Genomic DNA, 25,870 nt, shown 5'->3' on the forward strand with positions numbered 1-25,870 from the left:
GGACGGAATGAGGAGGCTCCATGAACGCACCGGCCACTGAACTGACCGAGCAAACCCACCGCCGCGGCGGCGGTCGCCTCGGACGCAAGGCGCTGAGGAGCGCCCCCGTCACCTCGTTCCCGACGCTGGTCCGCGAGATCCCCACCTACCAGATGGTCCCGGACGAGGCGGTGGAACTGATCCACCAGGAGTCACTCGCCATCCTCGAAGAGGTCGGTTGCGAGTTCCGCGACGACGAGGCGATCGCCATGTGGAAGGCGGCGGGCGCCGACGTGTCCGAGACACGCGTCCGCATCGACCGCGGCCTGCTGATGGAACTGGTCGCGAAGGTTCCGTCCGAATTCACCCTCAATGCGCGTAATCCCGAGCGCACCGTGCGCGTCGGCGGCAAGAACTCCATCTTCGCGCCGATGTATGGCGCGCCTTACGTGCGCGACCTCGACAACAACCGGCGTTATGGCACGCTTGAAGACCTCAACAATTTCCACAAGCTCGCCTACATGGCCCCGGCGCTGCATTCGTCGAGTTCGATCATCTGCGAGCCGATGGAGATCGCGGTGCCGAAACGGCATCTCCACATCATCCATTCGGCGCTGAAGCATTCCGACAAGCCGTTCATGGGCATCGTTACTTCCAAAGACCGCGCCGAAGACACGATGGCGATGGCGGGCATCGTCTTTGGCGAAGATTTCGTTCGCGACAACCCGGTGCTGGTGTCGATTACCAACTGCAACTCGCCGCTGGTGTGGGACGCCACCATGCTGGACGCGATGAAGGTCTATGCGCGCAGCAATCAGCCGCTGATCCTGGCTCCCTTTGCGCTGTGCGGCGCATCGACTTCGGCCTCGGCCGTCGGCGCGGTGGCGCAGGTCAATGCCGAAGCACTGGCCGGCGTCGCTTTCACCCAACTGCTGCGCCCGGGTTCGCCGCAAATCTACGGCCAGTTCATGGTGACGGTCGACATGAAGACCGGCGCGCCGATGGGCGGCACGCCGGAAGCCGCCCAGATGATGTATCTGATGGGCGCGCTGGCGCGGAAATACAAACTGCCCTGGCGAACCTCCGGCTTCCATGTCGGCTCCAAGCTCAACGACGCCCAGGCCGGCTATGAATCCAACATGCTGATGCATGCCGCCATCCTCGCCGGCGCCAATTATATCTGGCACTCCGCCGGCTGGTTGGAGGCCGGGCTGACCTGCGGCTATTCGAAATTCGCCACCGACTGCGAGCAGCTTGTCGGCTGGTATAAATATGCCGGCGGCCTGCCGTTCGACGATTTCAAGGAGGCCATGGCGGCGATCCGCGAAGTCGGGCCGCAGGGCCATTTCCTCGGCACCCAGCACACGCTCGATCATTACGAGTCGGCATTCTTCATGCCCACCATCATGGATTTCAACTCCTACGAACAATGGAAGGCTGGAGGGGCGAAGGACCACGACACGCGCGGCCGCGAGAAAGCCCGCAACATGCTGGCCGACTATGAAGAGCCGAAACTCGATGAGGGCATTGCCGAGGGCCTCAGGGACTTTATCGCGCAGCGCGAAGAGAGGCTGCCCGACAGCGTTAGCTAAGAGAACGACGAATGAGTTGATAACGGGCGAAGACCCGATGGGAACCGCAAGGGAGAGAGACATGACAGTTTTCAAAAGCAATGGCGATCGCGTGCCAACGGCCATCGAGGCGATGGCGCAAGAGACGCGTGCTGGCCGTATGGACCGGCGCGAGTTTCTTGCATTGGCAAGTGCGTTCGGCGCATCGACGGCGCTGGCCTACGGCATGATCGGCCTTGCCGCGCCGGGACAGGCTTTTGCCGAGGAGCCGAAGAAGGGCGGCACGCTGCACATATCGATGTCGGTCAAGGCCCAAAAAGATCCGCGCACCTATGACTGGGTGGAACTCGCCAACATCTCGCGCTGCTGGCTGGAGCCGCTGGTCCGCTACACCAGGGAATTCACCTTCGAGCCAGTGCTGCTCGAAAGCTGGGACATCAATGACGACGCCACGGAATACACGTTGCATGTGCGCAAGGGCATCACCTGGAACAATGGCGATGCTTTCAACGCCGATGACGTGGTCTTCAATGTTACCCGCTGGTGCGAGAAGAAGGTCGCCGGCAACTCCATGGCCGCTCGCGTCGGCGGGCTGATCGACGAAAAGTCGGGCAAGGCCAGGGAAGGCGCGATCGCCAAGGTCGACGACAATACGGTCAAGCTGACGCTCAGCGCGCCCGACATTTCGCTGATCCCGAACCTCACCGATTATCCCGCGCTCGTCGTCCACCGCAATTTCGACGCCGAAGGCGCCGACCCGGTCAAGAAGCCGATCGGCACGGGCCCGTTCGAACTGGTCTCCTACGATGTCGGCCAGAAGGCGGTGGTCAAGCGTCGTGAAAACGGCAAGTGGTGGGGTGGTGAAGCGCCGCTCGACAGCGTCGAGTTCATCGACTACGGCACCGACTTCAACGCTTCGATCAACGCCTTCGAATCCGGCGAGATAGACCTCAATTTCGAGACGCCGGCCGACTTCATCGACATCCTGGATAAGATGGGGCTGGAGAAGTCCGAGGTTGCGACGGCAACCACGCTGGTTGCCCGCACGAACGTTACCCACAAGCCCTACGACGACCAGCGGGTGCGCAACGCGCTGCAGATGGCGGTCGACAACAATGCGGTGCTGGAACTCGGCTATGCCGGGCGAGGGACGGTCGGTGAAAACCACCATGTCAGCCCTATCCATCCTGAATATTTCGCGCTGCCCAAGAAGACGCGCGACGCGGCCGGCGCCAAGAAACTGATGGCCGACGCTGGGCAGGCCGATTTCGAGCACGAGCTGATCACCGTCGAGGACGATTGGCAGAAGAACACCGGCGACGCGATTGCCGGCCAACTGCGCGACGCCGGCATCAAGGTCAAGCGCACGGTGCTGCCGGGCTCGACCTTCTGGAACGACTGGACGAAATATCCCTATTCGATGACCATCTGGTACATGCGCCCGCTTGGCGTCCAGGTCCTGGCGCTTGGTTATCGCACCGGCGAGGCCTGGAATGAATCGGCCTATTCCAACCCGGACTTCGACGCCAAGCTGAAGCAGGCGCTGTCGCTGATCGACGTGGAGAAGCGGCGTGAGGTGATGAAGGATGTCGAGCAGATCCTGCAGGATTCCGGCGTCATCATTCAACCCTTCTGGCAGAAGCTCTACAGCCACATGAACAAGAAGGTGAAAAACTACGGCGTCCACCAGACCTTCGAGATGGACCTGCAGAACGTCTGGCTGGATGGCTGAGACGGTGCAGCCGGGGCTTCATGAGCCGCAAAAAAGCCGATATGCAGGATGTCTGGTATTGCCGCCTTGCCGCCAAACTTCCGGAGATCCTGCATGAAACCGATAGTGCTTGCCGCTGTCTTTTCGATTGCCTTGCCAGCGACGGTGCTGGCCGGGCCGGCTTCCAACGCCGTGAAGTTCTTTTATGTGCCCGAGGTGAAATTCGAGGGAGATGCAAAGTACCGCGACCGCTTCACCGAGCCGGTGACCAAGCTGTTCGATCTCAACGACCAGGCAACGAAGAACAAGCCCGACGAAGTCGCCTGCCTCGACTTCGATCCCGGCCTCGACGCCCAGGATTTCGACCAGAAGTCGATTGCCAAGACATTGAAGCTGGCCGAGACCGTCAATGGCGATACGGCCGAAGTCACCGCCACCTTCAGCCTTTTTGCGGAAGGCGATGATTCTAAACGCGAAATGCTGTGGTCGCTGAAGCAAATCGACGGCAAATGGAAGGTCGCCGACATCACCTCCAAGACCAGCAACTGGACGCTAAGCGCGCTGGAATGCATGCCCGACAAAGCGCCGGAGTGATCCCGTGCTCCGGCGTCTTGCCCTGGTGCTGTCGCCCATGTGCGTGCTGGCGGTGGGTATGAGCGCAGCCGCAGCACAAGGCCTGTTGGGCCCGCCGCCAGCCAATGCGCCGGCCGTGGCGGCACCGGCCGGCGCAGCACCGCCCGCAAATCCACCCGGGACAGCGGTGGAACCGGCGACACCGCCGGTTGGGTGGCCGCCGGCCGACGCCGCACGGGCCGCACCCATTCTGCCGGGATCCCCGACGGCGGTGGTGCGGCCATTTTACGATCAGGTGGGACTGGAGCTCGATCCGACCCAGCGCAAAAACTTCGTCGACCCGGCCAAGACCGTACTCGACAAGAGCGACGCGTTGCGCAAATCCGGGCAGGGCGAATGCCTCGACCCCAACATGGCGCTCGACAATGCCGCCTATGACAAGGCCGAGATCGATAAGAGCCTGAAGACGCTCGAAGCGATCAATGGCGACCAGGCCAAGGTCATTGTCGCCTTCGTCGTCGCCGGCAACCCGCATCGCCTTGAATGGAAATTCAGGAAAGTCGACGGCGACTGGAAGATATCCGATCTGCTTTCGGTGACCGGTGAATGGGCGCTCAGCCAGTATCAGTGCGAATAATGTTGATTGAGGGTCAGCGCCTGCGATCCTTCGCGCCCCCCTCTGTCCTGCCGGACATCTCCCCCACGGGTGGGGAGATCAGCAGTTCCAGCGTCTCGCCCGCTTCGCAAGATTTGAGATTAGCGAAAGCCTATGTGGCGGCCAATCTCCCCCCGTGTGCGGGAGATGTCCGGCAGGACAGAGGGGGGCGCTGTCCCGCTAAAGGTCCGCAAAATAGCTTCAGCCCCTTCCGCGATAGGGGGCAACGCCGGTGTCGGGCAACCAGGCGCCTTCGGGCGGAGCGCCGGTCTGCCAGAAGACATCGATCGGAATGCCGCCGCGCGGATACCAATAGCCGCCTATGCGCAACCACAGCGGCTTCGTTGCCGCCACAATGCGGCGGCCGATCATCACCGTGCAGTCTTCATGGAAAGCGCCATGGTTGCGAAACGAGGTCATGAACAGTTTGAGCGACTTCGATTCCACGAGCGTGGCATCGGGTGCGTAGTCGATGACGATATGAGCGAAATCCGGCTGTCCGGTTACCGGGCAGAGCGAGGTGAATTCCGGGCAGGTGAAGCGCACGATCGCCGGCGGTCCGTCGCCGCGCTGGAACGGCACGGTCTCCAGGACCGCGGTCTCCGGGCTCTGTGGCGTCTCGACGTGGGCGCCGAGCTGGGTGAGGGTTTTGGTATCGATCATCGTGGTTTTCCTGGGGATTTTCCGCGCTCATTAGCATCGGATCAAAAAGTGTGCAGCGATTTTCGGATAAATTCGATGCTCAAGACAAGAACTGGAGCAGCGCGCGCTGCTCCGACACAAACTGGAATGGCAGGAAGATGATGACCAGCAACGACCCGCTTCTCCAGCCTTACCAGCTCAAACACCTGACGCTGAAGAACAGGGTGATGTCGACCAGCCACGAGCCGGCCTATTCAGAGGACGGCATGCCGAAACAGCGCTACCGGCTCTACCATGCCGAAAAGGCCAAGGGCGGCATGGCGCTGACCATGACGGCGGGCTCGGCGATCGTCTCGCGCGACAGCCCGGCCGCCTTTGGCAATCTGCATGTCTATGACGACCGCATCGTGCCGTGGCTGGCCGAACTGGCGGACGCCTGCCACGAGCATGACTGCAAGGTGATGATCCAGATCACCCATCTTGGTCGCCGCACCGGCTGGAACAAGGCAGACTGGCTGCCGGTGCTGTCGGCCTCGCCGGTGCGTGAGCCGGCGCACCGCGCGTTCCCGAAAACTATCGAGGACTGGGACATCGAGCGCATCGTCGCCGACTATGCGTCCGCTGCGCAGCGCTGCCAGGCGGCCGGCCTCGACGGCATCGAGTTCGAATCCTACGGCCATCTGATGGACGGCTTCTGGTCGCCGGCCACAAACCATCGCGACGACGAGTTCGGGGGTTCGCTCGACAACCGGCTGCGCTTCACCGACATGGTGCTGGATGCCGTGCGGGCTGCCGTCGGTGAAAAGTTCATCGTCGGCATCCGTATGGTCGCCGATGAGGATTTTGACAAAGGCCTGTCGAAGGCCGAGGGCGTCGAGATCGCCAGACGGCTCGCGAATTCCGGCAAGGTCGATTTCCTGAACATCATCCGCGGCTCGATCGAAAGCGACGCGGCGCTCACCAAGGTTATCCCGGTGACCGGCATGCGCTCTTCCCCGCATCTCGATTTCGCCGGCGAGGTGAGGGCGGCAACGAAATTTCCGACCTTCCATGCGGCGCGGATTTCCGATGTCGCCACGGCGCGCCACGCCATCGCGACCGGCAAGCTCGACATGGTCGGCATGACCCGCGCCCATATCGCCGACCCGCACATCATCAAGAAGGTCATGGAAGGCCGCGAGCACGAGATCCGGCCTTGCGTCGGCGCCACCTATTGCCTCGATCGTATCTATGAAGGCGGCGAGGCGCTGTGCGTCCACAATGCCGCGACCGGCCGCGAGGCCGAGATTCCGCATATCATCCTGAAGACCGAAGGGCCCAGGCGGAACGTCGTCGTCGTTGGCGCTGGCGCTGGCGGGCTCGAGGCAGCTCGCGTCATGGCCGAACGTGGCCATCATGTCACGGTGCTTGAAGCCTCCGGTCAGGCCGGCGGCCAGGTCCGGCTGGCGACGCAGAACCCGCGCCGCAAGGAACTGATCGGCATCATCGACTGGCGGCTGGCCGAACTCGACCGGCTCGGCGTCGGGATCCGCTACGATACATGGGCCGAGCAGGACGATGTGCTGGCGCTGTCGCCCGATGTGGTGGTGATCGCCACCGGCGGCCTGCCGCAGAACCCGCCGCTGACATCAGGCGACAATCTCGTCACGTCGAGCTGGGACATCATGGCCGGCAGCGTCAAGCCGGCGGAGAACGTGCTGCTCTTCGACGACAATGGCGGCCATCAGGGCATGGGCGCGGCGGAGCTGATCGCCAATGCCGGTTCGAAGCTGGAGCTGGTTTCGCCGGAGCGCTTCTTCGCCCCCGAAATGGGCGGCATGAACCACGTGCCCTATATGCGCGCCTTCCAGGAGAAGGGCGTCACCATCACCATCAACACCAGGCTGCGCTCGGTACGGCGCGAGGGCAACCAGCTGGTCGCCGAACTCGCCTCCGACTTTGCCGACGGCTGGCGCGGCGAGAGGCGGGTCGACCAGGTGGTGGTCGAGCACGGCACGGCGCCGCTCGACGATCTCTATCTCCAGCTGAAACCGCTGTCGAAGAATGGTGGCGCGGTCGACTATGAGCGGCTGGTCGGCGGCGGCGATATTTTTCCTTCACGCAATCCCGAAGGCGGCTTCGTGCTGTTGCGCATCGGCGATGCAGTCGCCTCGCGCAACATCCATGCCGCCATCTATGACGGCATCAGGTTCGGCTTGCGGGTTTGAGCCTACAAGCCGGCCTACGGCTTGTTCCAAAGCTCGATCTCACCCTTCCGGCGGGCGCAACTCGATCGATCAAAGTGATGGGTGGCGCGCAGCCAAACCTCTGTGCGGAGAGCCACCTTGCACATCCGTCCGAACTGCGCGCCGCGTACGCCACCAGCCGAGAGCCAGGCGACGCACCATGCGGAATGCTTTTCAACCGGGAGGCAACGCGCGGCAGGGCTCAAATCATCCTGGCCGTCGCCATGCAAAGTACGGTGAGTACCAGAAGCCAGGCGGCGATGCGCTCGCCGCGGGCCATTTTGGTGCGCAGCGCCGCTTCCGTTGCGGCGTCCGCGCCGGCAAGCTGCCGGCTGGTCTTGCGGACGACGACGCTGAGAACGCCGGCAGCGGCGAAGGCGGCCAGGATGCCCAGCGCCAGCACCATTTCCATCGAGCCGAAATAGGCGCCGTGGAAGAAATACCAGAGCAGGGCGCCGGTCACGAACACCATACCGGCCGAGCCCATTTGCGGTCCAATAAAGCGCTCCGCCCTGATCTCGGGGTCGCGGGCAAGCGTGATGGTGGTGCCGGCCCAGAACACACCGGCCATGACGTGAAGGCCGATAACGACGATGTAGACATATTGCATGACCGCTTCCTCCTTGCCCGCCGCCCGTCCTCGGATCCCTGTCGAATGCGGGATAATACGAACTCGGTAGATCGACACGCATGATAGTTAGGTATCAAATGGTTCGATGTCAATGTATAATGCCGCGTTCCATCGCTCGGCGCCTTGTTCTACTGTCGGCGCATGACTCCCTTTGACCGTCCGCCAATCGGCATGAATCTCGCGCGCACCTCCAAGCTGGTGGCGCAGGCCTTTGACGCCGCTTTGGTCGAGGCCGGCGGCACGCTGCCGGTGTGGCTGACCTTGCTTTCGGTCAAGTCGAGCGAGCTTGCCAACCAGCGCGAACTTGCCGGCATGATCGGCATCCAGGGCGCCACGCTCACCCACCATCTCAACGCCATGGAGGCGCAAGGCTTGCTGACGCGCCGCCGCGATCCGGACAACCGCCGGGTTCATCTGGTCGAGCTGACGCAGGCGGGCGAAACGATGTTCCTGAAGCTGCGGGCGGCGGCTCTCATCTTCGACAAGCGGCTGCGCGCGGGATTGCCGGACGACAGGCTGGCGGAGTTCGCCGAGGTGCTGGCGGCATTGCGGGCGAATGTCGCGCCGGCCAAATGACCGGCACCGGTGGGCAATAGTCTAGGCTAAATTGCCCTGAAGCACCTTCAGCTTGGCTTTCTTCGGGCTGCGCGCCAGCAGCCATTCGCGCGCTTTGTCCTGCGGCATCGGGAAGGCGATGGAATAGCCCTGCACCTGGTCGCAGCCGATTGCCATCAGCGAATCGAGCTCGGCTTCGGTTTCCGCGCCCTCGGCGACGATCGAAATGCCGAGACCGCGCGCCAGCTCGGTGATGGCGCGCACGATCTTGGTGTTGTCGCCATTCTCGTTGATGTTCTGGACGAAGCGGCGGTCGATCTTCAGCCGGTCGATCTCGTTGGGATTGACGTGGCTGAGCGAGGCATAGCCGGTGCCGAAATCGTCGAGCTCAAGATGGACGCCGGCAGCGCGGATGTGGCGCAGCTTCGCCGCGATGCCCGTCTTCTCGTCGTCGAGAATGACGGATTCGACGATTTCCAGCGACAGTTTCTGCGGAGCAAGGCCGGCCTTTTCCAGCGTCGCGAACAGGAAGCGGTCGAAGTCGGGTTCGCGCAGCTCGGTGCCGGACACGTTCACGGCGAGCCGGCCGAAGGCAATGCCGGCGCGATCCCATTCGGCTGCTTGCTCGATCGCCTTGGTAAAGACGATGCGGCCGATCTCGGGCATGAAGCCGCATTTTTCGGCGACCGGAATGAACTCGCCCGGCGCAATCATGCCGCGCTCGGCATGCTTCCAGCGCACCAGCGCCTCGATGCCGCTGATGGCGCCGTTGCTCAGCGACACCTGCGGCTGGAAATAGACTTGGAAGGCGTTCTCCGAAATCGCGACCTTGATGTCGTGCTCGAGCTGCTTGCGGTAGTCTAGCTCGCGCCTGAGTTCCTCGGAGAAGAACGAGAAGCTGCCGCCGCCGAGCTTTTTGGCGGAATAGAGCGCGAGGTCGGCGTGGACGAGCAGATCCTCGGCATTGTCGGCGTCGATGGGATAGACGGCAACGCCGGCGCTGGCCCCTGGAAGGATGGTCGTGCCCTGGAAGGTAATCGGCTCGTTGATCTCCTCCAGGATGCGCCGGGCCAGCATGTTGATGTCCTCGGGGCCGCCGGCGCCATTGAGGATCATCACGAATTCGTCGCCGCCAAGGCGCGCGCACAGATCCGACGCGCGGCAGGAATCGCGCATGCGCTGCGCGGTGACGACCAGAACATAGTCGCCGGCGGCGTGGCCGAGTGTGTCGTTGATCTGCTTGAACCGGTCGAGGTCGAGCTGGATCACCGCCAGCCTCTCACGCCGGCGATGCGCGCCCTTGATCAGCGTCTCGAAGTGATCGGTCAGGAAGGTGCGGTTGTGCAGGCCGGTCAGCCCGTCATGTACGGCGATGAAGGCCATCGAGTTGCGGGCATCGACAAGCTCATGGGTCTTGCGCAGGATCGCCTTCGACATCGGCCGGAAGATGAAAAGCGCCACCAGCACGATGACGCCGATGGTGGCGTAGAACAAGGTGCGGTGGAGATCGAGGAGCTTTTCCGACCGCTCGTCGGCGAATGCGGCGATGCGTTGGCCGAGCGCGGCATAACCCGACAGCGTCGCATTGGCGACGGAAGCATCGAGATTGACGCGCTCGCCGCCGCCCTTGTAGGCGGCATTGCCGGAGAGCTGGGATTCGAAGGACGAGATCAGCCTTTCGCCATTGGCGACCAGCCCGACCGAGAAATAGTCGAGGTGGAACGGCTTGCCGTAGAGCACGCTCTCGATCGACCTTGGGTCGGACAATGCCGGCGACAGCGGGTCGGCTCCCGTCTGTTTGAGGAGCAGGTCGTAGTTCGTCTCGAACTCGGCGGTCGCCTGTTTCAGCGCGGCAACCAGGGCCGGCTGCTTGTCACGCGCGGCGGAGCCGGTTGCGCTGGTCAAAAAGACGATGCGCTGCGACAGCGCCTTCTGGGTGCTGACGATGTCGAGCAGAGTATGGTTGTGCTGTTGCGCCGCCATCATCTGCTGCAGCAGGATGAAGGAGGCCATCACCATGGCGGCGATGATCAGCAGCGCCAGCCAATAGCCGCTCTTGATCAGCAGGATGAGTTTGCCCGAGACGGTTTGCGCCGGCTGCTGCGACATATTCTAGGTGACCCCTCGGTCGAACTGATTCTGCCACCGATTCGTGGCGAGAAGACCATTGCCTTGAAAGGGTTAACAGGTCTGGAAGCCGGCGGAACTGTTGCTTCGGCAGTAAACGAAAGCTGCCGAGATGGTTATCATGTTCTTTCGCGGCATAGCCGTATTCGCGTGCCTGCTACTCCAGCACGCGGGCCATGCGATCGGGTCGCGCCAGGGTTGAGCCCGCCGTGCCACCGAAACGGTCGCTTTTGCGATGGATTTTTAGTGCGCGTAGCGCGACAGTCGCGCCAATCTCAACAGGACCTGATCCATGAGCGCGGCATTCCTCTCCCATATCGACAACGAACTGCAAGGGCTGAAATCCGCCGGGCTCTACAAATCCGAGCGGGTGATCACCTCGACCCAGTCGGCTGAGATCGAAGTCGGCGGCGACAAGGTGCTGAATTTCTGCGCCAACAACTATCTCGGCCTCGCCGACAGCTCAGAATTGCGCGATGCAGCCAAAGGCGCGCTGGACCGCTACGGTTACGGCATGGCCTCGGTGCGCTTCATCTGCGGCACGCAGGAAGAGCACAAGCAGCTTGAATCAACGATTTCATCATTCCTCGGCATGGACGACACCATCCTCTACGGCTCCTGCTTCGACGCCAATGGCGGCCTGTTCGAAACGCTGCTCGGCGAGGAGGATGCGATCATCTCCGATGCGCTGAACCATGCCTCGATCATCGACGGCGTGCGGCTGTCGAAGGCCAAGCGTTTCCGCTATGCCAACAACGACATGGCCGACCTCGAAGCGCGGCTGAAAGAGGCGAAAGACTGCCGCTTCCGCCTGATCGCCACCGACGGCGTGTTCTCCATGGACGGCATCATCGCCAATCTGAAAGGCGTCTGCGACCTCGCGGAAAAGTACGGCGCCATGGTGATGGTCGACGACAGCCATGCCGTCGGCTTCGTCGGCAAAAACGGCCGCGGCTCGGCCGAGCATTGCGGCGTCGAGGGCAGGGTGGATATCATCACCGGCACGCTCGGCAAGGCGCTCGGCGGCGCCTCCGGCGGCTACACCTCCAGCAAAAGCCAGGTCGTCGACTGGCTGCGCCAGCGTTCGCGGCCTTATCTCTTCTCCAACACGCTGATGCCGGCGATCGCCGGCGCCTCGATCAAGGTTTTCGAGCTGATCCGAAATGGCGATGCGCTACGCGAGCGCCTCTATGCCAATGCGGCGCGGTTCAGGTCCGAGATGGGCAAGCTCGGCTTCACATTGGCCGGCGCCGATCACCCGATCATCCCGGTGATGCTGGGCGATGCCAGCCTGGCGCAGGAAATGGCGGCGCGCATGCTGAAGCGCGGCATTTATGTCATCGGCTTTTCCTTCCCGGTGGTGCCGAAAGGCCAGGCGCGCATCCGCACGCAGATGTCGGCGGCGCATTCCGCCGCCGACATCGACCGCGCCGTGGCGGCATTCGCCGCAGTCGGCAAGGAACTGGGCGTCATCTCCTGAGCCGCCAAAAGCGATTCCGGATCAAAGGATTCAAGGGACAAAAGCATGTCGAACATGATGAAGGCGCTGGTGAAGGCCAAGGCCGAGCCGGGTATCTGGATGGAAGAGGTGCCGGTGCCGGAGATCGGCCCCAACGACGTGCTGATCAAGGTCAAGAAGACCGCGATCTGCGGCACCGACGTGCATATCTACAATTGGGATCAGTGGGCACAAAAGACCGTGCCGGTGCCGATGGTGACCGGCCATGAATTCGTCGGCACCGTTGCCGATTTCGGCTCGGCGGTCACCGAATACAAGGTCGGCCAGCGCGTCTCCGGCGAAGGCCACATCGTTTGCGGCCATTGCCGTAACTGCCGCGCGGGCAGGGGCCATCTCTGCCGCAACACGCTCGGCGTCGGCGTCAACCGTCCCGGCGCCTTCGGCGAGTATCTGGCGATCCCGCAGCACAATGTCGTCTCTATCCCCGACGATGTGCCCGACGAGATCGCGGCGATCTTCGATCCGCTCGGCAATGCCGTCCACACCGCCCTGTCCTTCGATCTCGTCGGCGAAGACGTGCTGGTCACCGGAGCCGGACCGATCGGCATCATGGGCGCGCTCGTTGCCCAATGCGTGGGTGCGCGAAAAGTCGTCATCACCGACATCATCCCGGTGCGGCTGGCGCTGGCCAAAAAACTCGGCGTCCAGCATGTCGTCGATGCGTCCAAGGAAAAGCTGCGCGACGTCATGCCGGCGCTCGGCATGACCGAGGGTTTTGACGTCGGCCTCGAAATGTCGGGCGCCGCGCCCGCCTTCCGCGACATGATCGACACGATGAACAATGGCGGCAAGATCGCCATTCTCGGCATCGCGCCGACCGGCTTCGAAATCGATTGGAACAAGGTCATCTTCAAGATGCTTCATCTCAAGGGCATCTACGGCCGCGAGATGTTCGAGACCTGGTACAAGATGATTGCGCTGGTGCAGGGGCCGCTGGATGTGTCGGGTCTGATTACGCACCGCATTGGGATCGACGATTTCCAGACGGGGTTTGACGCGATGCGGAGCGGCAGTTCGGGCAAGGTGGTGATGGATTGGTGAGGCGCAGAGGCACGTTCTAGCTGGAGAAGCCGGCGGGACAGCACCCCCCTCTGGCCTGCCGGCCATCTCCCCCGCAAGGAGGGAGATTGGCAGCTTTGACGCCTCGCCAACCTCTGCAACATTGGAGATTGGCGAAAGCCTTCGCGACATCTGATCTCCCCCCTTGCGGGGGAGATGTCCGGCAGGACAGAGGGGGGTGGGAAGGATCGCTACGTCGACGATCTAGACTGCCGAGTGTCCGCTCGCCATCCATAGAGCCAGTCGAGGTCGGCGGCGAGCTTGTCGGGCGAGCGCATGGCCAGGAACAGATTGCGGGCGATCGCCACCGGGCCGGCAGCATGCCAGGCGAGGCGGTTTACGGCCCCACGACGCGCGGCCTTGGCGACACGCGGCCGCCGAAGATTTTCCCAGATTTGAAAACTTCTGGGCAGATCGCCAGGGAAATCGGCGATAGCGTCGGCAAGCGTGATGGCATCTTCGATCGCCATTGCCGCGCCCTGTGCGGCAAACGGCGTCATCGCATGCGCAGCGTCGCCGATCAGCGCGATGCCCTGCGGGCTCGTCCACCGCTTCTGTTCGACGGTGTGGATCGGAAAGGCCGTCCATGGGCCGGCCAGTGCCACAAGCTTCGTCAGGCCCGGCGCGGTGCCGCGCAGGGCAGCCGTGAGGATCGCGGGATCGGCATGGCCCGACCAACCTTCGGCCATGCGCTCACCCTTGGTGAAGGCGGCGAGATTGAAGGCCCGGCCTTTGCTGACGGGGTAGGCGACCATGTGGAAGCCAGGATGCAGGAACGTGGTGACGCAGTCGGCGGCGCCGATCGCGACAAAGGCTTCTCCGGCCGCACCGTCGGCCGCGATTGTAGCCCGCCAGGCGAGTTCGCCCGAAAAACGGCTTTTGACGAAGTCCTCGCCTGCGAGTTGCGCCCTGACCGCCGACCAGACGCCGTCGGCGCCGACCAGCAGTTTGCCGCGTGCCTCGATCTCGCGGCCGTCCACTTCGGCGGTCACGGCGACATATTGCGCGTCTTTGACGATGCCGGTCACGCGGGCGCCGGTGATGAGCTCAATCTGCGACCGTTCAGCCATTTGCCCCAGCAGCGCTGCCTGCAGATCTGCGCGATGGGCGACAAGATAGGGCGACTGCCAGCGCGCTTCGGCGGCGTGCCCGAGCGGTACCCGCGCCAGTTCGCGCAGCGTCCCGGCGTCCTTGAGCACGACCGCTTCCGGCCGCAACGCTGCGGGCAGCAGTCGGTCGAGCACGCCGAGTTTTCCAAGAATGCGTGTTGCGTTGGGCGAAAGCTGGATGCCGGCGCCGGCCGCTTCGAGGTGCTGTGCCTGTTCGATAAGCTTTACCGGATAACCCCGTCCGGCGAAGGCAAGGGCAGCGGTCAGCCCGGCGATGCCGGCCCCGGCGATTATGACCTGCCGGGACCTGATGTCTTCCATCGGGCTTGTCGCGGAAGGATCAGGCGGCCTGGTCGATATAAAGGCAACCAGCCGGCAGCGTTTCCGTCGCCCTCAGCTTCGCCGAATAGCGGTAGAGCGTCGAGCAGTAGGGACAGACCTTTTCATTGTCGTCGCCCATGTCGAGGAACACATGCGGGTGGTCGAATGGCGGGTTGGCGCCGGTGCACATGAATTCCTTGACGCCGATGTCGATTGCCGGATGGCCCGCATCGTTCTGGAAATGGGGAATGGAACCGCCTGCCATCGTCGTCTCCTTGATCTCGTCGAAAAGCATCTGGAACATAACAGGCCTGTTTGCAAGATCGATGAAATGAAACTGTCGCAAAAGCCTGTCAGAGGATACGTTGAGCCGGTTAAGTGCATGTCCCTGAAATCGGAACGGTTTTCGCCGAAGGGTCATGCGCCACAAAAGCGTGTTAGAGGCATGGCACGTCCAGCGGCGCTCCAAGGGACGGTTGGCGGGGGAAGAGCAGGAACCATGAACGAACTGAAGCCGGTGCAGAGCGAATTCATCAATGTCGAGGTGGCGAGCCCCGAGGGCGGCAACCCCGATCGGTTCGTCAACCGTGAGTTCTCCTGGCTGCAGTTCAACCGGCGTGTGCTCGAGGAATCCCAGAACCAGCACCATCCGCTGCTCGAACGCGTCCGTTTCCTGTCGATTTCAGCCGCCAATCTCGACGAATTCTTCATGGTCCGCGTCGCCGGCCTTGCCGGCCAGGTGCGCGAAGGCATTGCGCTCAAGAGCCCCGACGGCCGCACGCCGGAGCAGCAGCTGGAACAATTGCTGCGCGAGGTCGAGCGGCTGCAGGAGGACCAGCAGAACAGCCTTTCGGCGCTGATGCTGCTGCTCAACAAGGAAGGCATTGAGAGCATCACCCGCGATGCACTGACCAAGGATGAGAAAGTCTGGCTGGAAGACCATTTCCAGGACCAGGTCTTCCCGGTCCTGACTCCACTGTCGATCGACCCGGCGCATCCGTTTCCGTTCATTCCCAATCTCGGCTTCTCGATGGCGCTGCAATTGCGCCATCGCAAGAATGGCGAGGAGATGAGCGCGCTTCTGCGCCTGCCGGTGGCGCTGAAGCGCTTCATCCGTCTGCCCGACCGCAAGCAGCACGTTCGCTTCATTCCGTTGGAGGAGGCTGTCGGCCTCTATATCGGCAAGCTGTTCCCCGGCTATGAGGTCAAGGGTTCCGGCACCTTCCGCATCATCCGGGACAGCGATATCGAGGTCGAGGAAGAGTCGGAAGATCTCGTGCGCCTGTTCGAGACGGCGCTGAAGCGGCGCCGCCGCGGTTCGGTCATCCGCATCGAATTCGACAAGTCGATGCCCGGCGAATTGCGCGAGTTCGTCGCCGGCGAGCTTGGCGTCTCTTCGAGCCGCATCAGCGTTCTGACCGGCCCGTTGGCGCTCAGCCAGATTTCCGAGATCGTTGCCGTGCCGCGCGACGACCTGAAATTCACCCCTTACAATCCGCGCTTTCCCGAGCGCATCCGCGAGCATGGCGGCGATTGTTTCGCGGCCATCCGCGAGAAGGACATCGTCGTCCACCACCCCTATGAATCCTTCGACGTGGTGGTCCAGTTCCTGCGCCAGGCGATGGCCGACCCGGAGGTGGTGGCGATCAAGCAGACGCTCTACCGCACCTCCAACGACAGCCCGATCGTGCGCGCCTTGGTCGACGCGGCCGAGGCAGGCAAGTCGGTGACCGCCCTGGTCGAGCTCAAGGCGCGCTTCGACGAGGAGGCCAACATCCGCTGGGCGCGCGACCTCGAACGCGCCGGCGTCCAAGTCGTGTTCGGCTTCCTCGAACTGAAGACCCATGCGAAAATGTCGCTTGTGGTGCGGCGCGAGGACGGCAAGCTGCGCAACTATGTCCATCTCGGCACCGGCAACTACCATCCGGTGACCGCGCGCATCTACACCGACCTGTCCTTCTTCACCACCGATCCGACGATCGCGCGCGATGTCGCCCAGCTGTTCAACTTCATCACCGGCTATGCCGAGCCGACCGATGAGATGCGGATCGCCATCTCGCCATTTACGCTGCGCAGCCGCATCCTCAAGCACATTGCCGACGAGGTCGCCCACGCGCTGGCTGGCCGTCCGGCGCGCATATGGATGAAGATGAACGCGCTCGTCGATCCCAACATCATAGACGCGCTCTATGACGCCAGCCGTGCCGGCGTCGAGATCGATCTCGTCGTGCGCGGCATCTGCTGCCTGCGGCCGCAGGTGCCCGGCCTGTCGGAAAACATCAGGGTCAAGTCGATCGTCGGCCGCTTCCTCGAACACAGCCGCATCTACTGCTTCGGCAACGGCCATGGCCTGCCGTCGGACGAGGCGATCGTCTACATCGCCTCGGCCGACTTGATGCCACGCAATCTCGACCGCCGCGTCGAGACCATGGTGCCGATCACCAATCCAACGGTGCATGAACAGATCCTTGGCCAGATCATGCTGGGCAACATCATGGACAACCAGCAAAGTTTCGACGTATTGGCTGACGGAACCTCCCGGCGCGTCGTGCTGGAGGAGGGTGAGGAACCGTTCAACGCGCAGGAATATTTCATGACCAATCCGAGCCTGTCGGGACGGGGTGACGCGCTGAAGTCGCATGCGCCCAAGCGCATCGCGCAGTTCAAGCGTCGCAAGAAGAACACCGGCTGATGATTTCAACGTCCCAAGGCCGGCTGCAGGATCGCCGGCCGCTGTCCATCATCGACATCGGCTCGAACTCGATCCGCCTTGTCGTCTATGAAGGGTTGGCGCGCTCGCCGACCTTGCTGTTCAACGAAAAGATGCTGGCCGGCCTCGGCCGCGGCATCGTTTCGACCGGCAAGCTCGACCCCGAGGCGGTGACGCGCTCGATGGAGGAGTTCCGCCGTTTCCGCGCGCTCTCCGACCAGGCGGGTGCGGAGCACATGTTTGTGCTGGCAACGGCCGCGGCCCGCGAAGCGATCAACGGCCCCGACTTCATCCACCGCGCCCAGGATGTGCTCAAGACCGAGATCCGCGTGCTCACTGGCCGGCAGGAGGCGCATTATTCGGCGCTTGGCGTCATTTCGGGCTTCCACCCCGCCAATGGCATTGCCGGCGATCTTGGCGGCGGCAGCCTGGAGCTTATCGACATCAATGGCGAGGCGATCGGCGACGGCATCACGCTGCCGCTGGGTGGCCTGCGGCTGCAGGACATGGCCAGGAATTCGCTCGCCCAGGCGGCAAAGATCACCCGCGACGAACTGGCGCGCGCCAAATTGTTGAAGGGCGGGCTGGGACGGCCCTTTTACGCCGTTGGCGGCACCTGGCGAAACCTTGCCCGGCTGCACATGGAAATGACCAACTACCCGCTTGGCGTCATGCACCACTATGAGATCGGTGTCGAAAGCGCCGCCAATTTCCTGAAGCAGGTGGCGAAAGGCGAGATCGAGAAGGTCAAGGGCATCGAAGGTGTGTCGAAGAACCGCCGTTCGCTGCTGCCCTATGGCGCGGTCGTGCTGCAGGAGATCATGGCGGCGATGCAGCCGTCGAAGATCATCGTCTCGGCGTTGGGCGTGCGCGAAGGGTTTCTCTATTCGCTGCTCGACCCTGCCGAGCAGAAGGCCGATCCGCTGGTCTCCGCTTCGGAGGAACTGGCGCGGCTGCGGTCGCGCTCGGTCACCCATGCGCATGAGCTTGTCGAATGGACGGACAAGACCTTTGCCGCCTTCGGCATCGACGAGACGGAGGATGAGGCGCGCTATCGCCACGCTGCCTGTCTGCTGGCCGATATAGGCTGGCGCGCACACCCGGAATATCGCGGCAAGCAGTCGCTCAACATCATTGCCCACGCGTCCTTCATTGGCGTCGATCACCCCGGCCGTGCCTTCCTGGCGCTGGTCGGCCTGTTCCGCCACGAAGGCGTGTTCAACGATGCGGCGCCGGAAATCCGCGGCCTGGCGACGCCGCGCTATCTCGAGCGCGCCCGCATCCTGGCGGCGGTGCTGCGCGTCGTCTATCTGCTGACTGCGGCCATGCCCGGCGTCATGCCGCGGCTGAAATGGGAAAACCGCGGCAATGGCACGTTGGCGCTGGTGCTGCCGGCCTCACTTTCCGATCTTTACGGCGAACGCCCGGCCGGACGGCTGGCGCAACTGGCGCGGATCACCAACCGCCGGCTGGTGCTGGCGGTCGAGGGTGGGCAGAGCGTGTCGGTGAAGTAGGCGCGGCCTGACAGCAAAACCATGTCGTCGTCGGCCTCGCGTTCGAGGACCGGCTTCCTCAATCCGTCGCTGCTTCGCACCGCCACCTTCCCCCTCCGGAGGGAAAGGAAGGGAGCCTCGTTGGAAAGCGTTGGCGGCAATAGGCTCGCGCACTTCCTCTACCCCGTCGATCGGGGGAGAGGTGGCTCGACGAAGCCGAGACGGAGTGGGGGTCGACCTGGCACGGATGGTTCAACCGGGACGATATTTGACGATATCAGACCGCGGCGCGGCGCCCGTCGATCGACCAGGCCCCGGCGCCGGCCATGGCTAGCGCCAGGAATCCACCGGCGATGGCAATATCCTTCATCAGCATCTGCTGGTGCAGGAAGGTGAGCATCGGGTCATCGCCGCCCTGGCCGTAGTGGCCGATGGAGCCTGCAACGATGCAGAAAGCGGCAAGAAGTATCGCAACGACCGGCGTCTGAAAGCCGACCAGTATCAAGAGACCGGCAATCAACTCGAACAGCCCGGTGCCCCAGGCGGCAAGCGTCGGCAATGGCATGCCGAGGCCGGCGAAATAGCCGGTCGTCCCGGCAATGTCGGCGAGCGCGTGGTAGCCGGAGGGAACGAGCAGGACGGCGAGCAGCAGCCGGGAAATCAGAAGCAATGCATCGCGGGGCATGGTCATCTCCGATGTCTGTCCGCCGGCTGTTTCGAGACCGATCCTAGCAGGGATGGGTCGAGCGTGCGCTTGGGCAGACAACGAAAAAGCGGCGTGGAAAATTCCACGCCGCTTATTTCAGGCTTGGGAAGGGAAAGCTCAGCCGCGCTTGGCGTCGATCGAGTAGGTGCCAGGGCCTGAGGAAGCCAGCAGCAGGAAGCCGCCGGTGATGGCGACGTTCTTCAGGAAATGGATCATCTGGTTCTGGTCGGCCCAGCCGGTATGGGCGACAAAGGCCGAGGCGATGGTGAAGACCGCGAGCACCCAGGCGGCGATGCGGGTCTGAAAGCCAACGAGCACGGCAAGGCCGCCGAGCAATTCGATCAGGCCGACGACAATGGCCGTTACGGTCGGCACCGGCAGGCCCATGGCGCCGAAATAGCCGGCGGTGCCGGAAATGGCGGTGAGCTTGCCGAAGCCGGAAAGCAGGAAGATGGCGGCGAGCAGGATGCGGCCGAGCAGGATGGTGGTGGAGCTGTTGGACGCGATGCCGGCGCCGGCAGCGGAAGTGTTGATGGACATGGTGGCTCTCCGAAAAGGGTTGATGTCCCGTCAGATAGACCAAGCCGACTGTTCACCAAAGCCGCCAGTCCGGCGACACATTGTTCACAGGACGTACATTTCGGGATCGTTCGACCGACGCAAAATTCTTGTCGCGGCCAGCAGCGGCGGGAGCAAATTGTCCCGCCACAAAATTCGGATTTCTAGTTGACGCAATCCCCAAGAAGAGGGCTGCGCGCTTCCCGAGGAAACGCAAGGCACTTTCCCTGGAATCGCTTAACCCGGATGCGTCATGTCCTCCGGCCGCACCAGCCGGTCGTAGTCTGCCTCGCTGACCAGCCCAGTGGCCAGTGCTTCCTCGCGCAAGGTGGTGCCCTTCTTGTGCGCGGTCTTGGCGATCTTGGCGGCATTGTCGTACCCGATCGTCGGCGCCAGCGCGGTCACCAGCATCAGCGAGCGGTCGAGCGCGGCTTTGATGTTGTCTTCGCGAGCCTCGATGCCGACGACGCAATTGTCGGTGAAGGAGATCGAGGCGTCGGCCAACAACTGCACCGACTGCAGGAAGTTGTAGGCCATCAGCGGGTTGTAGACGTTGAGCTCGAAATGGCCCTGGCTGCCGGCGAAGGTCAGCGAGGCGTTGTTGCCGAACACCTGCACGCAGACCTGCGTCAGAGCCTCGCATTGGGTCGGGTTGACCTTGCCCGGCATGATCGAGGAACCCGGCTCGTTTTCCGGCAGCGACAGTTCGCCGAGGCCCGAGCGCGGGCCGGAGCCGAGGAAGCGGATGTCGTTGGCGATCTTGAAGAGGGCGGCGGCCGCCGCGTTGATGGCGCCATGCGAGAACACCATGGAATCATGCGCGGCGAGCGCCTCGAACTTGTTCGGCGCGGTGACGAAGGCGATGCCGGTGATTTCGGCGATGCGCGCCGCCACCGTTTCGGCAAAGCCCACCGGCGCGTTGAGGCCGGTGCCGACGGCGGTGCCGCCCTGCGCCAGTTCCTGCAGGCCGGGCAGCGTCATCTCGATGCGCTTGATCGAAGAGGCCACCTGCGCGGCGTAGCCGGAAAATTCCTGGCCCAGCGTGAGGGGTGTCGCGTCCTGCGTATGGGTGCGGCCGATCTTGATGATGTGGGCGAAGGCCTTCGTCTTGACCTCGAGCGCAGCGTGCAGATGCTTCAGCGCCGGCAGCAGATCGTGCACGATGCGCTCGGCGCACGCGATGTGCATGGCTGTCGGGTAGGTGTCGTTCGACGACTGGCTCATATTGACGTGGTCGTTAGGGTGCACCGGCTTCTTCGAGCCCATGACGCCGCCCAGAAGTTCGATCGCCCGGTTGGAGATCACCTCGTTGGCGTTCATGTTGGACTGCGTGCCCGAGCCGGTCTGCCAGACGACCAGCGGGAAATGATCGTTCAGCTTGCCGTCGATCACCTCTTGCGCCGCCTCGATGATCGCCTTGCCGACTGCCGGATCGAGCCGCTTCAACTCCATATTGGCTTCCGCCGCCGCTCGCTTGACGATGCCGAGCGCACGCACGATCGAGGCCGGCTGCTTTTCCCAGCCTATCCTGAAATTGCCGAGGGAACGCTGCGCCTGCGCGCCCCAATAACGGTCGGCGGCAACCTCGATGGGGCCGAACGTGTCGGTTTCGGTTCTGGTCCTGGCAGCGGTCACTTGTCTCTCCGACGATCGAATTCGGCAACGGCGTATCGCGTTGCACAATGGCCTTCAAGCAGAGATTGCGGCCGGCAGGCAGTAAATCGGTTGAAGCGGTAGCGCCGCCCTTCGGGATCCTGCACCCTCCACTTTCGTGTGAAGGAAATTGCTCCTCAGTGCGGCTTGATCCCATAAAGTGGACGGAAACTTGCGGATTTAGCTCGATAAGATCATGTCGAGCTGGCGGATTGCTCTACGCAAACTTCCCCCAGGATCAGCAATGCGCAATTCTCGTCTACATACGAGCGACGATGCCACACAAGCGTCTCACTGGCAACAGCAGCGATGAGGTAGCTTATGCACTTGTCCTTCTGTTCAGTTTCCCGACCAAAATCCGGCATCGCATCCGGATCGAGCTTCGGATCGCGAAGCCGAGAATTTCAAGTCCACCCTGGGAGCGCCTCCACATAGCCTCGGAGATTTCCAAGATGCATGGCGGCAAGGCCGAAGCCGTCTCGACGTCGCAAGAGACGCTCTTTGTCCTCCGTATTTTGCTGAAAGCGCGCCTGATCGCGGACCGTCAGCTCGGAACCTTTTTCCTCCAACGGCGCAGCTTTGTCCTGAGATAGGATCTATAGCCGAACGGAAGTGTTCGCCGTCCGGAAGGCGTGCTTGTCCGCGCCTCCAGACGCTGGCGCACGACGCTCATCAGTCTGCAGAACGCGGGTGTTTCCAATGATTGCACCCGTTTGACGAGATTGTCGGGCAATGGCTTTGAGCGCCAGTCGAAATAAGCCTCGTAGTCTTTCGGCGTTGCGATCAGGTGCTGGAGATAGGCTGCAAGATCGCTGGCGCTGGCGAAGGCACTGGCGTCAATAAAGGAGTGCTCCGGAACGAACTCGTCCACATTGGGAGCGCCAAGGTAGATCGGCACCGTGCCCGCCATGAACGCGTCATAGATTTTCTCGGTGACATAGTCGGCCTCGGTCGAGTTCTCCATGGCCAGGCAGAATTTGTGCCGCGCAATGGTTTCGATCTTGGTCTTCGAGCCCAGATCGGGGCCAGAGACCGATCGGTTGTTGCGATATCGGCCATAAGAATCGATCTTGATGTGGCGCGCCAGTTCGTTCGCCAAATCGACACGGCCGCTATAATTCAGGCCGGCCGACTGGAAGAGTGCGACCGGCGCTTCTTCCGTTTTCGGTACGATTGGTCTGGCCAGCGCATCTTTCCACCACACCGCACGCGGAAGGTAGGGTACCCAGACATCAGACCGGGATTCATGCGTCATGATGATATCGAAGTGCCGCATGATTTTGGGGTCGGCAAGTCGCTTGTAGTTTTGGCCGCATTCCATCGACCAGGCGACCCAATATTGACCAGGGTATTTGTAGGCATCGCCAACTTCGCGAAAGTTCGGAATATGGAAGACGACTGCCGCGGCCTCGGAAATCCGTCGTTTGTCCAGTGTCCACCGCCCGGGCATTTCGCACTGTATCGACGCGATATCGACGGGTTTGCTGAAGAACGTTGTGTAGAAGAGGATCAGTGGATCGATAGACAGCATGGCACCACGAATGTCTGAAGCATTGCTCAATCTGCAGACAGACGCGGTATCGGAAGTTTGGTCAAGTGCTCCGCTTGTTCGAGGCAGAGGGCCGTCCAAACGGTCACCCCGCCGTATACCCGCCATCGATCGCGAAAATGCCGCCGCTGGTCCACGCCGCCTCGTCGCTGGCGAGATAGACGGCGATGCCGGCAAGATCGCTGGTCTGGCCGATGCGGCCGAGCGGGTAGCTGCGCTCGACATAGGTTTTCAGCTCGGCCTGCGCTGCCGCCGGCAGGTTGTCGATCGACTTGCGCCGCATGGCGGTGTCGACCGTGCCGGGCGCAATCGCATTGACCCTGATGCCGCCCGGACCAAGCTCGAAGGCCAGCGACTTGGTCAGCGAATTCAGCGCGCCCTTGGACAAGGAATACAGGCTCGACGGCCGCTTCGGGATCATTTTGTCGGCGAAGTAGGACGAGATGTTGATGACGGAGGCGTTGGCGCCGAGATGCGGCAGCAGCCGCTGGGTAAGGAAGAACGCCGCCGTCACATTGAGCGCGAAGGATTGCTGGAATTGGTGCTCGGTGACGGTCTCGAAAGGCACCAGATAAGCGACGCCGGCATTGTTGACGAGGATGTCGAGTGGGCCGGTTGCTTTCGCGCGATCGACCACGGCATCGATGCCGGAAGAGGTCGAGAGATCGGCCGACTGGGTGCCGACGTTGCCCGCCGCCGCAAGTGTCTCGCGGGCGGTCTCGAGCTTGCTGGTGTCGCGACCGACGATCAGCACGTCGGCGCCCTCGCGCAAGAAAGCTTCCGATATCGCCAGGCCGATGCCGTCCGAGCCGCCGGTCACCAGTGCTCGCTTGCCAGAAAGTCTCATTGAAGGCCAAGTCGCATCGAATGCTCTCGCTGTTGCCCGCGTCACGAAGGCAATGCCGATCGGCGAGGGCGGTCAAGCCGCCGGCCTATCGCTCAGTATGAACTTCGGTTGGCCGCGTGCCGATCCGGTTACCGCAGCAGCGACTGCGACGTCGGCGTCAGGCGCAAGGTTTCGGTCCGCCAGGTCACATCGGCCGCTTGCCATTGGGGCGAAGCGGCAACTGCGGCTTCGTAATTGGCATGCGCCTCGGGACTGTTGAAACCCGTCACCGCGATAAAGACGTTTTCGCTCAAGCGCACCGGCAGGCGGGGAAAGCTGTTTTCGGCGTGCTCGGTGATGAAGGCGCCAAGCAACCGTCCGCCGACGCCGATAAGGACCGGAACGGCATCCGTTTCGAAATTGCCGGCGAAATCGGCTTCGGCGCCAGACCGCAGATGATGAATCTGGATGGCAACGATAGCGGTCAAGCGGTTGTCTGCGCTCAGCTTTCCATCCGGCGGCATGGCGCCTCGCTGCGCGCCTGACAGATCGAAGCCGGCGCCTGGCCATGCCGGCTTCAAGAGCAGTACATCGTCGGAATCGATCATCGTCGCATTGGCGGCGTCGCGGTGCGCCGTCCACACCGGCCCGTCATAGAAGGCGGTGAGCGCCTGCTTCCGCGCTTCCATGCCATCGAAGCCGCGCAGCCAGACGAACATGTCGGGGCGGTCGAGGTCGCGGAACTGTCCGATGATGGTCATGCCGGCGTGTTCCTGGCCTTCGATGAACCGACTGTCGAAGATGTCGATCAGCGTCTCGCGCCGGCCCGGCTTCAGCGTGTACTGCCGCAACTCGACGACAGGCGAAGCGAGCAGTTTTGCCGCCGCAGGCGCATTCAGGGGTACGGTCATTGTGTCGTCTCCAAAAAACAGGATGATCATCCGGTTTATAAAACAGACCGGTTGTCCTGTTTTGTCAATCTGCTATCGTTGGCAAATGTCAGCAGAGATTGCTCGGGCTCCGAAAGGGCCGCCGCGAAAACGCACCAACGATCCCGAAGGGCTGCGCAACAAGGTGCTCGATATCGCCGAAGCGTCGTTCCAGGCGCGTGGCTATCATGCATCCGCCCTTGGCGAGCTGATGACGACCGCAGGCGTCAGCGGCGGCGCGCTGCATCATCATTTCCCGACGAAGAAGGCGCTCGCTCTGGCGGTGATCGAGGAGCGCGTGGCAGCGGCCCTCGATGAAACCTGGATCAACCCTGTACGGGCGGCAGGCTCGGCGCGCGAAGGCGTGCGCGCGGTGTTCGAGGCGGTGGCGACCGAGCTTGAGCAGCAAGGCTTCGTGCGCGGCTGTCCGCTCAACAATCTGGCGCATGAACTGTCGCTCGCTGACCCGGATTTCCGCGCCGCTCTGGACGATATCTTTGCCGGATGGCGTCAGGCGGTTGCCGACAAGGTGCGAGCCGACCAGCAGTCGGGGAGGGAGCAGGGCACCGACCCCGAGCGCTTTGCGGCACTCGCCATCGCCGCCTATTCCGGCGCCATGTCGATGGCCAAGGCGGCACAGGATGCCAGCGTGCTGCGCGATTGCCTGGCCGAACTTCAGGGTAGCTCAACGCCGCCATTCCTGAGCAGAGCGAAGCGGCGTAGCAGGATCCTGCTGCGGCCGGGAAAACCTTGAGGCCGGAACTGCGCT

At 62.7% G+C, this 25,870-nt stretch carries 22 protein-coding genes; 11 read left to right on the forward strand and 11 right to left on the reverse strand.

Translation table 11 applies throughout. From position 1 onward, the window contains the following. Nucleotides 1-20: 20 nt before the first annotated feature. The 4 genes from X727_RS138750 to X727_RS138735 all read left to right on the forward strand — a co-directional run bounded on the left by X727_RS138750 (nt 21) and on the right by X727_RS138735 (nt 4,471). Complete coding sequence (locus X727_RS138750; protein ID WP_023694427.1) at nt 21-1,571, forward strand: trimethylamine methyltransferase family protein; 1,551 nt, start codon at nt 21-23, stop codon at nt 1,569-1,571. 61 nt (nt 1,572-1,632) lie between these two features. After that, nucleotides 1,633-3,282: an ABC transporter substrate-binding protein gene (locus tag X727_RS138745; protein ID WP_023698003.1), complete on the forward strand. Its 1,650-nt coding sequence runs from the start codon at nt 1,633-1,635 to the stop codon at nt 3,280-3,282. Between the two features lie 93 nt (nt 3,283-3,375). Then, nucleotides 3,376-3,855 (forward strand): DUF3828 domain-containing protein, encoded by a 480-nt coding sequence (locus X727_RS138740; RefSeq protein WP_023835126.1) that lies wholly within the window; start codon nt 3,376-3,378, stop codon nt 3,853-3,855. 4 nt (nt 3,856-3,859) lie between these two features. After that, complete coding sequence (locus X727_RS138735) at nt 3,860-4,471, forward strand: hypothetical protein (protein WP_031204700.1); 612 nt, start codon at nt 3,860-3,862, stop codon at nt 4,469-4,471. 219 nt (nt 4,472-4,690) lie between these two features. On the opposite strand, the gene queF is transcribed toward X727_RS138735, so the two are convergent. Continuing rightward, nucleotides 4,691-5,152 carry a preQ(1) synthase gene (gene queF / locus X727_RS138730; RefSeq protein ID WP_023682931.1) on the reverse strand — a complete coding sequence of 154 codons (462 nt, stop codon included), beginning with the start codon at nt 5,150-5,152 and terminating at the stop codon, nt 4,691-4,693. A gap of 140 nt (nt 5,153-5,292) precedes the next feature. Here queF and X727_RS138725 point away from each other — a divergent pair, with 140 nt between their 5' ends. Beyond that, nucleotides 5,293-7,338 carry an NADH:flavin oxidoreductase gene (locus X727_RS138725; protein WP_023835128.1) on the forward strand — a complete coding sequence of 682 codons (2,046 nt, stop codon included), beginning with the start codon at nt 5,293-5,295 and terminating at the stop codon, nt 7,336-7,338. Between the two features lie 220 nt (nt 7,339-7,558). Here X727_RS138725 and X727_RS138720 read toward each other — a convergent pair whose 3' ends face one another. After that, nucleotides 7,559-7,966, reverse strand: coding sequence for a hypothetical protein (locus tag X727_RS138720; protein ID WP_023745497.1), 408 nt, complete (start codon nt 7,964-7,966; stop codon nt 7,559-7,561). A gap of 162 nt (nt 7,967-8,128) precedes the next feature. Between X727_RS138720 and X727_RS138715 the strand changes: the two genes are divergently transcribed. Continuing rightward, a complete protein-coding gene (locus X727_RS138715; protein WP_023682928.1) occupies nt 8,129-8,563 on the forward strand; it encodes a MarR family winged helix-turn-helix transcriptional regulator in 435 nt (144 codons plus the stop codon). Between the two features lie 21 nt (nt 8,564-8,584). Here X727_RS138715 and X727_RS138710 read toward each other — a convergent pair whose 3' ends face one another. Continuing rightward, nucleotides 8,585-10,651, reverse strand: coding sequence for an EAL domain-containing protein (locus X727_RS138710; RefSeq protein ID WP_023745498.1), 2,067 nt, complete (start codon nt 10,649-10,651; stop codon nt 8,585-8,587). A 310-nt stretch (nt 10,652-10,961) separates the two neighbouring features. Here X727_RS138710 and X727_RS138705 point away from each other — a divergent pair, with 310 nt between their 5' ends. After that, nucleotides 10,962-12,149 carry a glycine C-acetyltransferase gene (locus tag X727_RS138705; protein ID WP_023835129.1) on the forward strand — a complete coding sequence of 396 codons (1,188 nt, stop codon included), beginning with the start codon at nt 10,962-10,964 and terminating at the stop codon, nt 12,147-12,149. A gap of 45 nt (nt 12,150-12,194) precedes the next feature. Continuing rightward, nucleotides 12,195-13,229 carry an L-threonine 3-dehydrogenase gene (tdh, locus tag X727_RS138700; RefSeq protein ID WP_023745500.1) on the forward strand — a complete coding sequence of 345 codons (1,035 nt, stop codon included), beginning with the start codon at nt 12,195-12,197 and terminating at the stop codon, nt 13,227-13,229. 209 nt (nt 13,230-13,438) lie between these two features. Here tdh and X727_RS138695 read toward each other — a convergent pair whose 3' ends face one another. Next, nucleotides 13,439-14,677, reverse strand: a complete 1,239-nt coding sequence (locus X727_RS138695; protein WP_023743968.1) for an FAD-dependent monooxygenase — start codon at nt 14,675-14,677, stop codon at nt 13,439-13,441. Nucleotides 14,678-14,696: 19 nt separating this feature from the next. Then, nucleotides 14,697-14,942, reverse strand: coding sequence for a zinc-finger domain-containing protein (locus tag X727_RS138690; protein ID WP_023705697.1), 246 nt, complete (start codon nt 14,940-14,942; stop codon nt 14,697-14,699). Between the two features lie 234 nt (nt 14,943-15,176). Between X727_RS138690 and X727_RS138685 the strand changes: the two genes are divergently transcribed. Both X727_RS138685 and ppx read left to right on the forward strand, forming a co-directional pair. Then, on the forward strand, nt 15,177-17,369 hold the full coding sequence (locus tag X727_RS138685) for an RNA degradosome polyphosphate kinase (RefSeq protein ID WP_023689905.1): 2,193 nt from the start codon (nt 15,177-15,179) through the stop codon (nt 17,367-17,369). Next, a complete protein-coding gene (ppx, locus tag X727_RS138680; protein WP_023697723.1) occupies nt 17,369-18,901 on the forward strand; it encodes an exopolyphosphatase in 1,533 nt (510 codons plus the stop codon). Before X727_RS138685 ends, ppx begins: the two co-directional genes overlap by 1 nt. A 256-nt stretch (nt 18,902-19,157) precedes the next feature. Here ppx and X727_RS138675 read toward each other — a convergent pair whose 3' ends face one another. From X727_RS138675 to X727_RS138650, 6 genes are all read right to left on the reverse strand, one after another. Then, the gene (locus X727_RS138675) at nt 19,158-19,565 is read right to left on the reverse strand and encodes a DoxX family protein (protein ID WP_023734272.1); all 408 of its coding nucleotides are present in this window, start codon (nt 19,563-19,565) and stop codon (nt 19,158-19,160) included. A 138-nt stretch (nt 19,566-19,703) separates the two neighbouring features. Next, nucleotides 19,704-20,126: a DoxX family protein gene (locus X727_RS138670; protein ID WP_023697721.1), complete on the reverse strand. Its 423-nt coding sequence runs from the start codon at nt 20,124-20,126 to the stop codon at nt 19,704-19,706. Between the two features lie 255 nt (nt 20,127-20,381). Beyond that, complete coding sequence (gene fumC / locus X727_RS138665; RefSeq protein WP_023697720.1) at nt 20,382-21,779, reverse strand: class II fumarate hydratase; 1,398 nt, start codon at nt 21,777-21,779, stop codon at nt 20,382-20,384. A gap of 562 nt (nt 21,780-22,341) precedes the next feature. Next, entirely contained in the window at nt 22,342-23,328 is a 987-nt protein-coding gene (locus X727_RS138660; RefSeq protein ID WP_023835130.1) for a glycosyltransferase family 10, read from the reverse strand. 103 nt (nt 23,329-23,431) lie between these two features. Then, nucleotides 23,432-24,193: an SDR family oxidoreductase gene (locus tag X727_RS138655; protein WP_023835131.1), complete on the reverse strand. Its 762-nt coding sequence runs from the start codon at nt 24,191-24,193 to the stop codon at nt 23,432-23,434. A gap of 128 nt (nt 24,194-24,321) precedes the next feature. Further along, entirely contained in the window at nt 24,322-25,083 is a 762-nt protein-coding gene (locus X727_RS138650; RefSeq protein WP_023835132.1) for an NIPSNAP family protein, read from the reverse strand. Nucleotides 25,084-25,168: 85 nt separating this feature from the next. Between X727_RS138650 and X727_RS138645 the strand changes: the two genes are divergently transcribed. Continuing rightward, nucleotides 25,169-25,855 (forward strand): TetR/AcrR family transcriptional regulator, encoded by a 687-nt coding sequence (locus tag X727_RS138645; protein ID WP_023671495.1) that lies wholly within the window; start codon nt 25,169-25,171, stop codon nt 25,853-25,855. Nucleotides 25,856-25,870: the final 15 nt, after the last annotated feature.

The organism is Mesorhizobium sp. L103C105A0 (genome assembly GCF_000502215.1).
Classification (GTDB): Bacteria; Pseudomonadota; Alphaproteobacteria; order Rhizobiales; family Rhizobiaceae; genus Mesorhizobium.

Coding starts and splice junctions, on each gene's coding strand:
- tdh (WP_023745500.1), top strand. CDS start 12,195: ATGTCGAACATGATGAAGGCGCTGGTGAAGGCCAAGGCCGAGCCGGGT.
- X727_RS138715 (WP_023682928.1), top strand. CDS start 8,129: ATGACTCCCTTTGACCGTCCGCCAATCGGCATGAATCTCGCGCGCACC.
- X727_RS138750 (WP_023694427.1), top strand. CDS start 21: ATGAACGCACCGGCCACTGAACTGACCGAGCAAACCCACCGCCGCGGC.
- X727_RS138650 (WP_023835132.1), bottom strand. CDS start 25,083: ATGACCGTACCCCTGAATGCGCCTGCGGCGGCAAAACTGCTCGCTTCG.
- X727_RS138740 (WP_023835126.1), top strand. CDS start 3,376: ATGAAACCGATAGTGCTTGCCGCTGTCTTTTCGATTGCCTTGCCAGCG.
- X727_RS138670 (WP_023697721.1), bottom strand. CDS start 20,126: ATGTCCATCAACACTTCCGCTGCCGGCGCCGGCATCGCGTCCAACAGC.
- X727_RS138690 (WP_023705697.1), bottom strand. CDS start 14,942: ATGGCAGGCGGTTCCATTCCCCATTTCCAGAACGATGCGGGCCATCCG.
- X727_RS138710 (WP_023745498.1), bottom strand. CDS start 10,651: ATGTCGCAGCAGCCGGCGCAAACCGTCTCGGGCAAACTCATCCTGCTG.
- ppx (WP_023697723.1), top strand. CDS start 17,369: ATGATTTCAACGTCCCAAGGCCGGCTGCAGGATCGCCGGCCGCTGTCC.
- X727_RS138705 (WP_023835129.1), top strand. CDS start 10,962: ATGAGCGCGGCATTCCTCTCCCATATCGACAACGAACTGCAAGGGCTG.
- queF (WP_023682931.1), bottom strand. CDS start 5,152: ATGATCGATACCAAAACCCTCACCCAGCTCGGCGCCCACGTCGAGACG.
- X727_RS138685 (WP_023689905.1), top strand. CDS start 15,177: ATGAACGAACTGAAGCCGGTGCAGAGCGAATTCATCAATGTCGAGGTG.
- X727_RS138725 (WP_023835128.1), top strand. CDS start 5,293: ATGACCAGCAACGACCCGCTTCTCCAGCCTTACCAGCTCAAACACCTG.
- X727_RS138645 (WP_023671495.1), top strand. CDS start 25,169: ATGTCAGCAGAGATTGCTCGGGCTCCGAAAGGGCCGCCGCGAAAACGC.
- X727_RS138720 (WP_023745497.1), bottom strand. CDS start 7,966: ATGCAATATGTCTACATCGTCGTTATCGGCCTTCACGTCATGGCCGGT.
- X727_RS138655 (WP_023835131.1), bottom strand. CDS start 24,193: ATGAGACTTTCTGGCAAGCGAGCACTGGTGACCGGCGGCTCGGACGGC.
- X727_RS138695 (WP_023743968.1), bottom strand. CDS start 14,677: ATGGAAGACATCAGGTCCCGGCAGGTCATAATCGCCGGGGCCGGCATC.
- X727_RS138745 (WP_023698003.1), top strand. CDS start 1,633: ATGACAGTTTTCAAAAGCAATGGCGATCGCGTGCCAACGGCCATCGAG.
- X727_RS138660 (WP_023835130.1), bottom strand. CDS start 23,328: ATGCTGTCTATCGATCCACTGATCCTCTTCTACACAACGTTCTTCAGC.
- X727_RS138675 (WP_023734272.1), bottom strand. CDS start 19,565: ATGCCCCGCGATGCATTGCTTCTGATTTCCCGGCTGCTGCTCGCCGTC.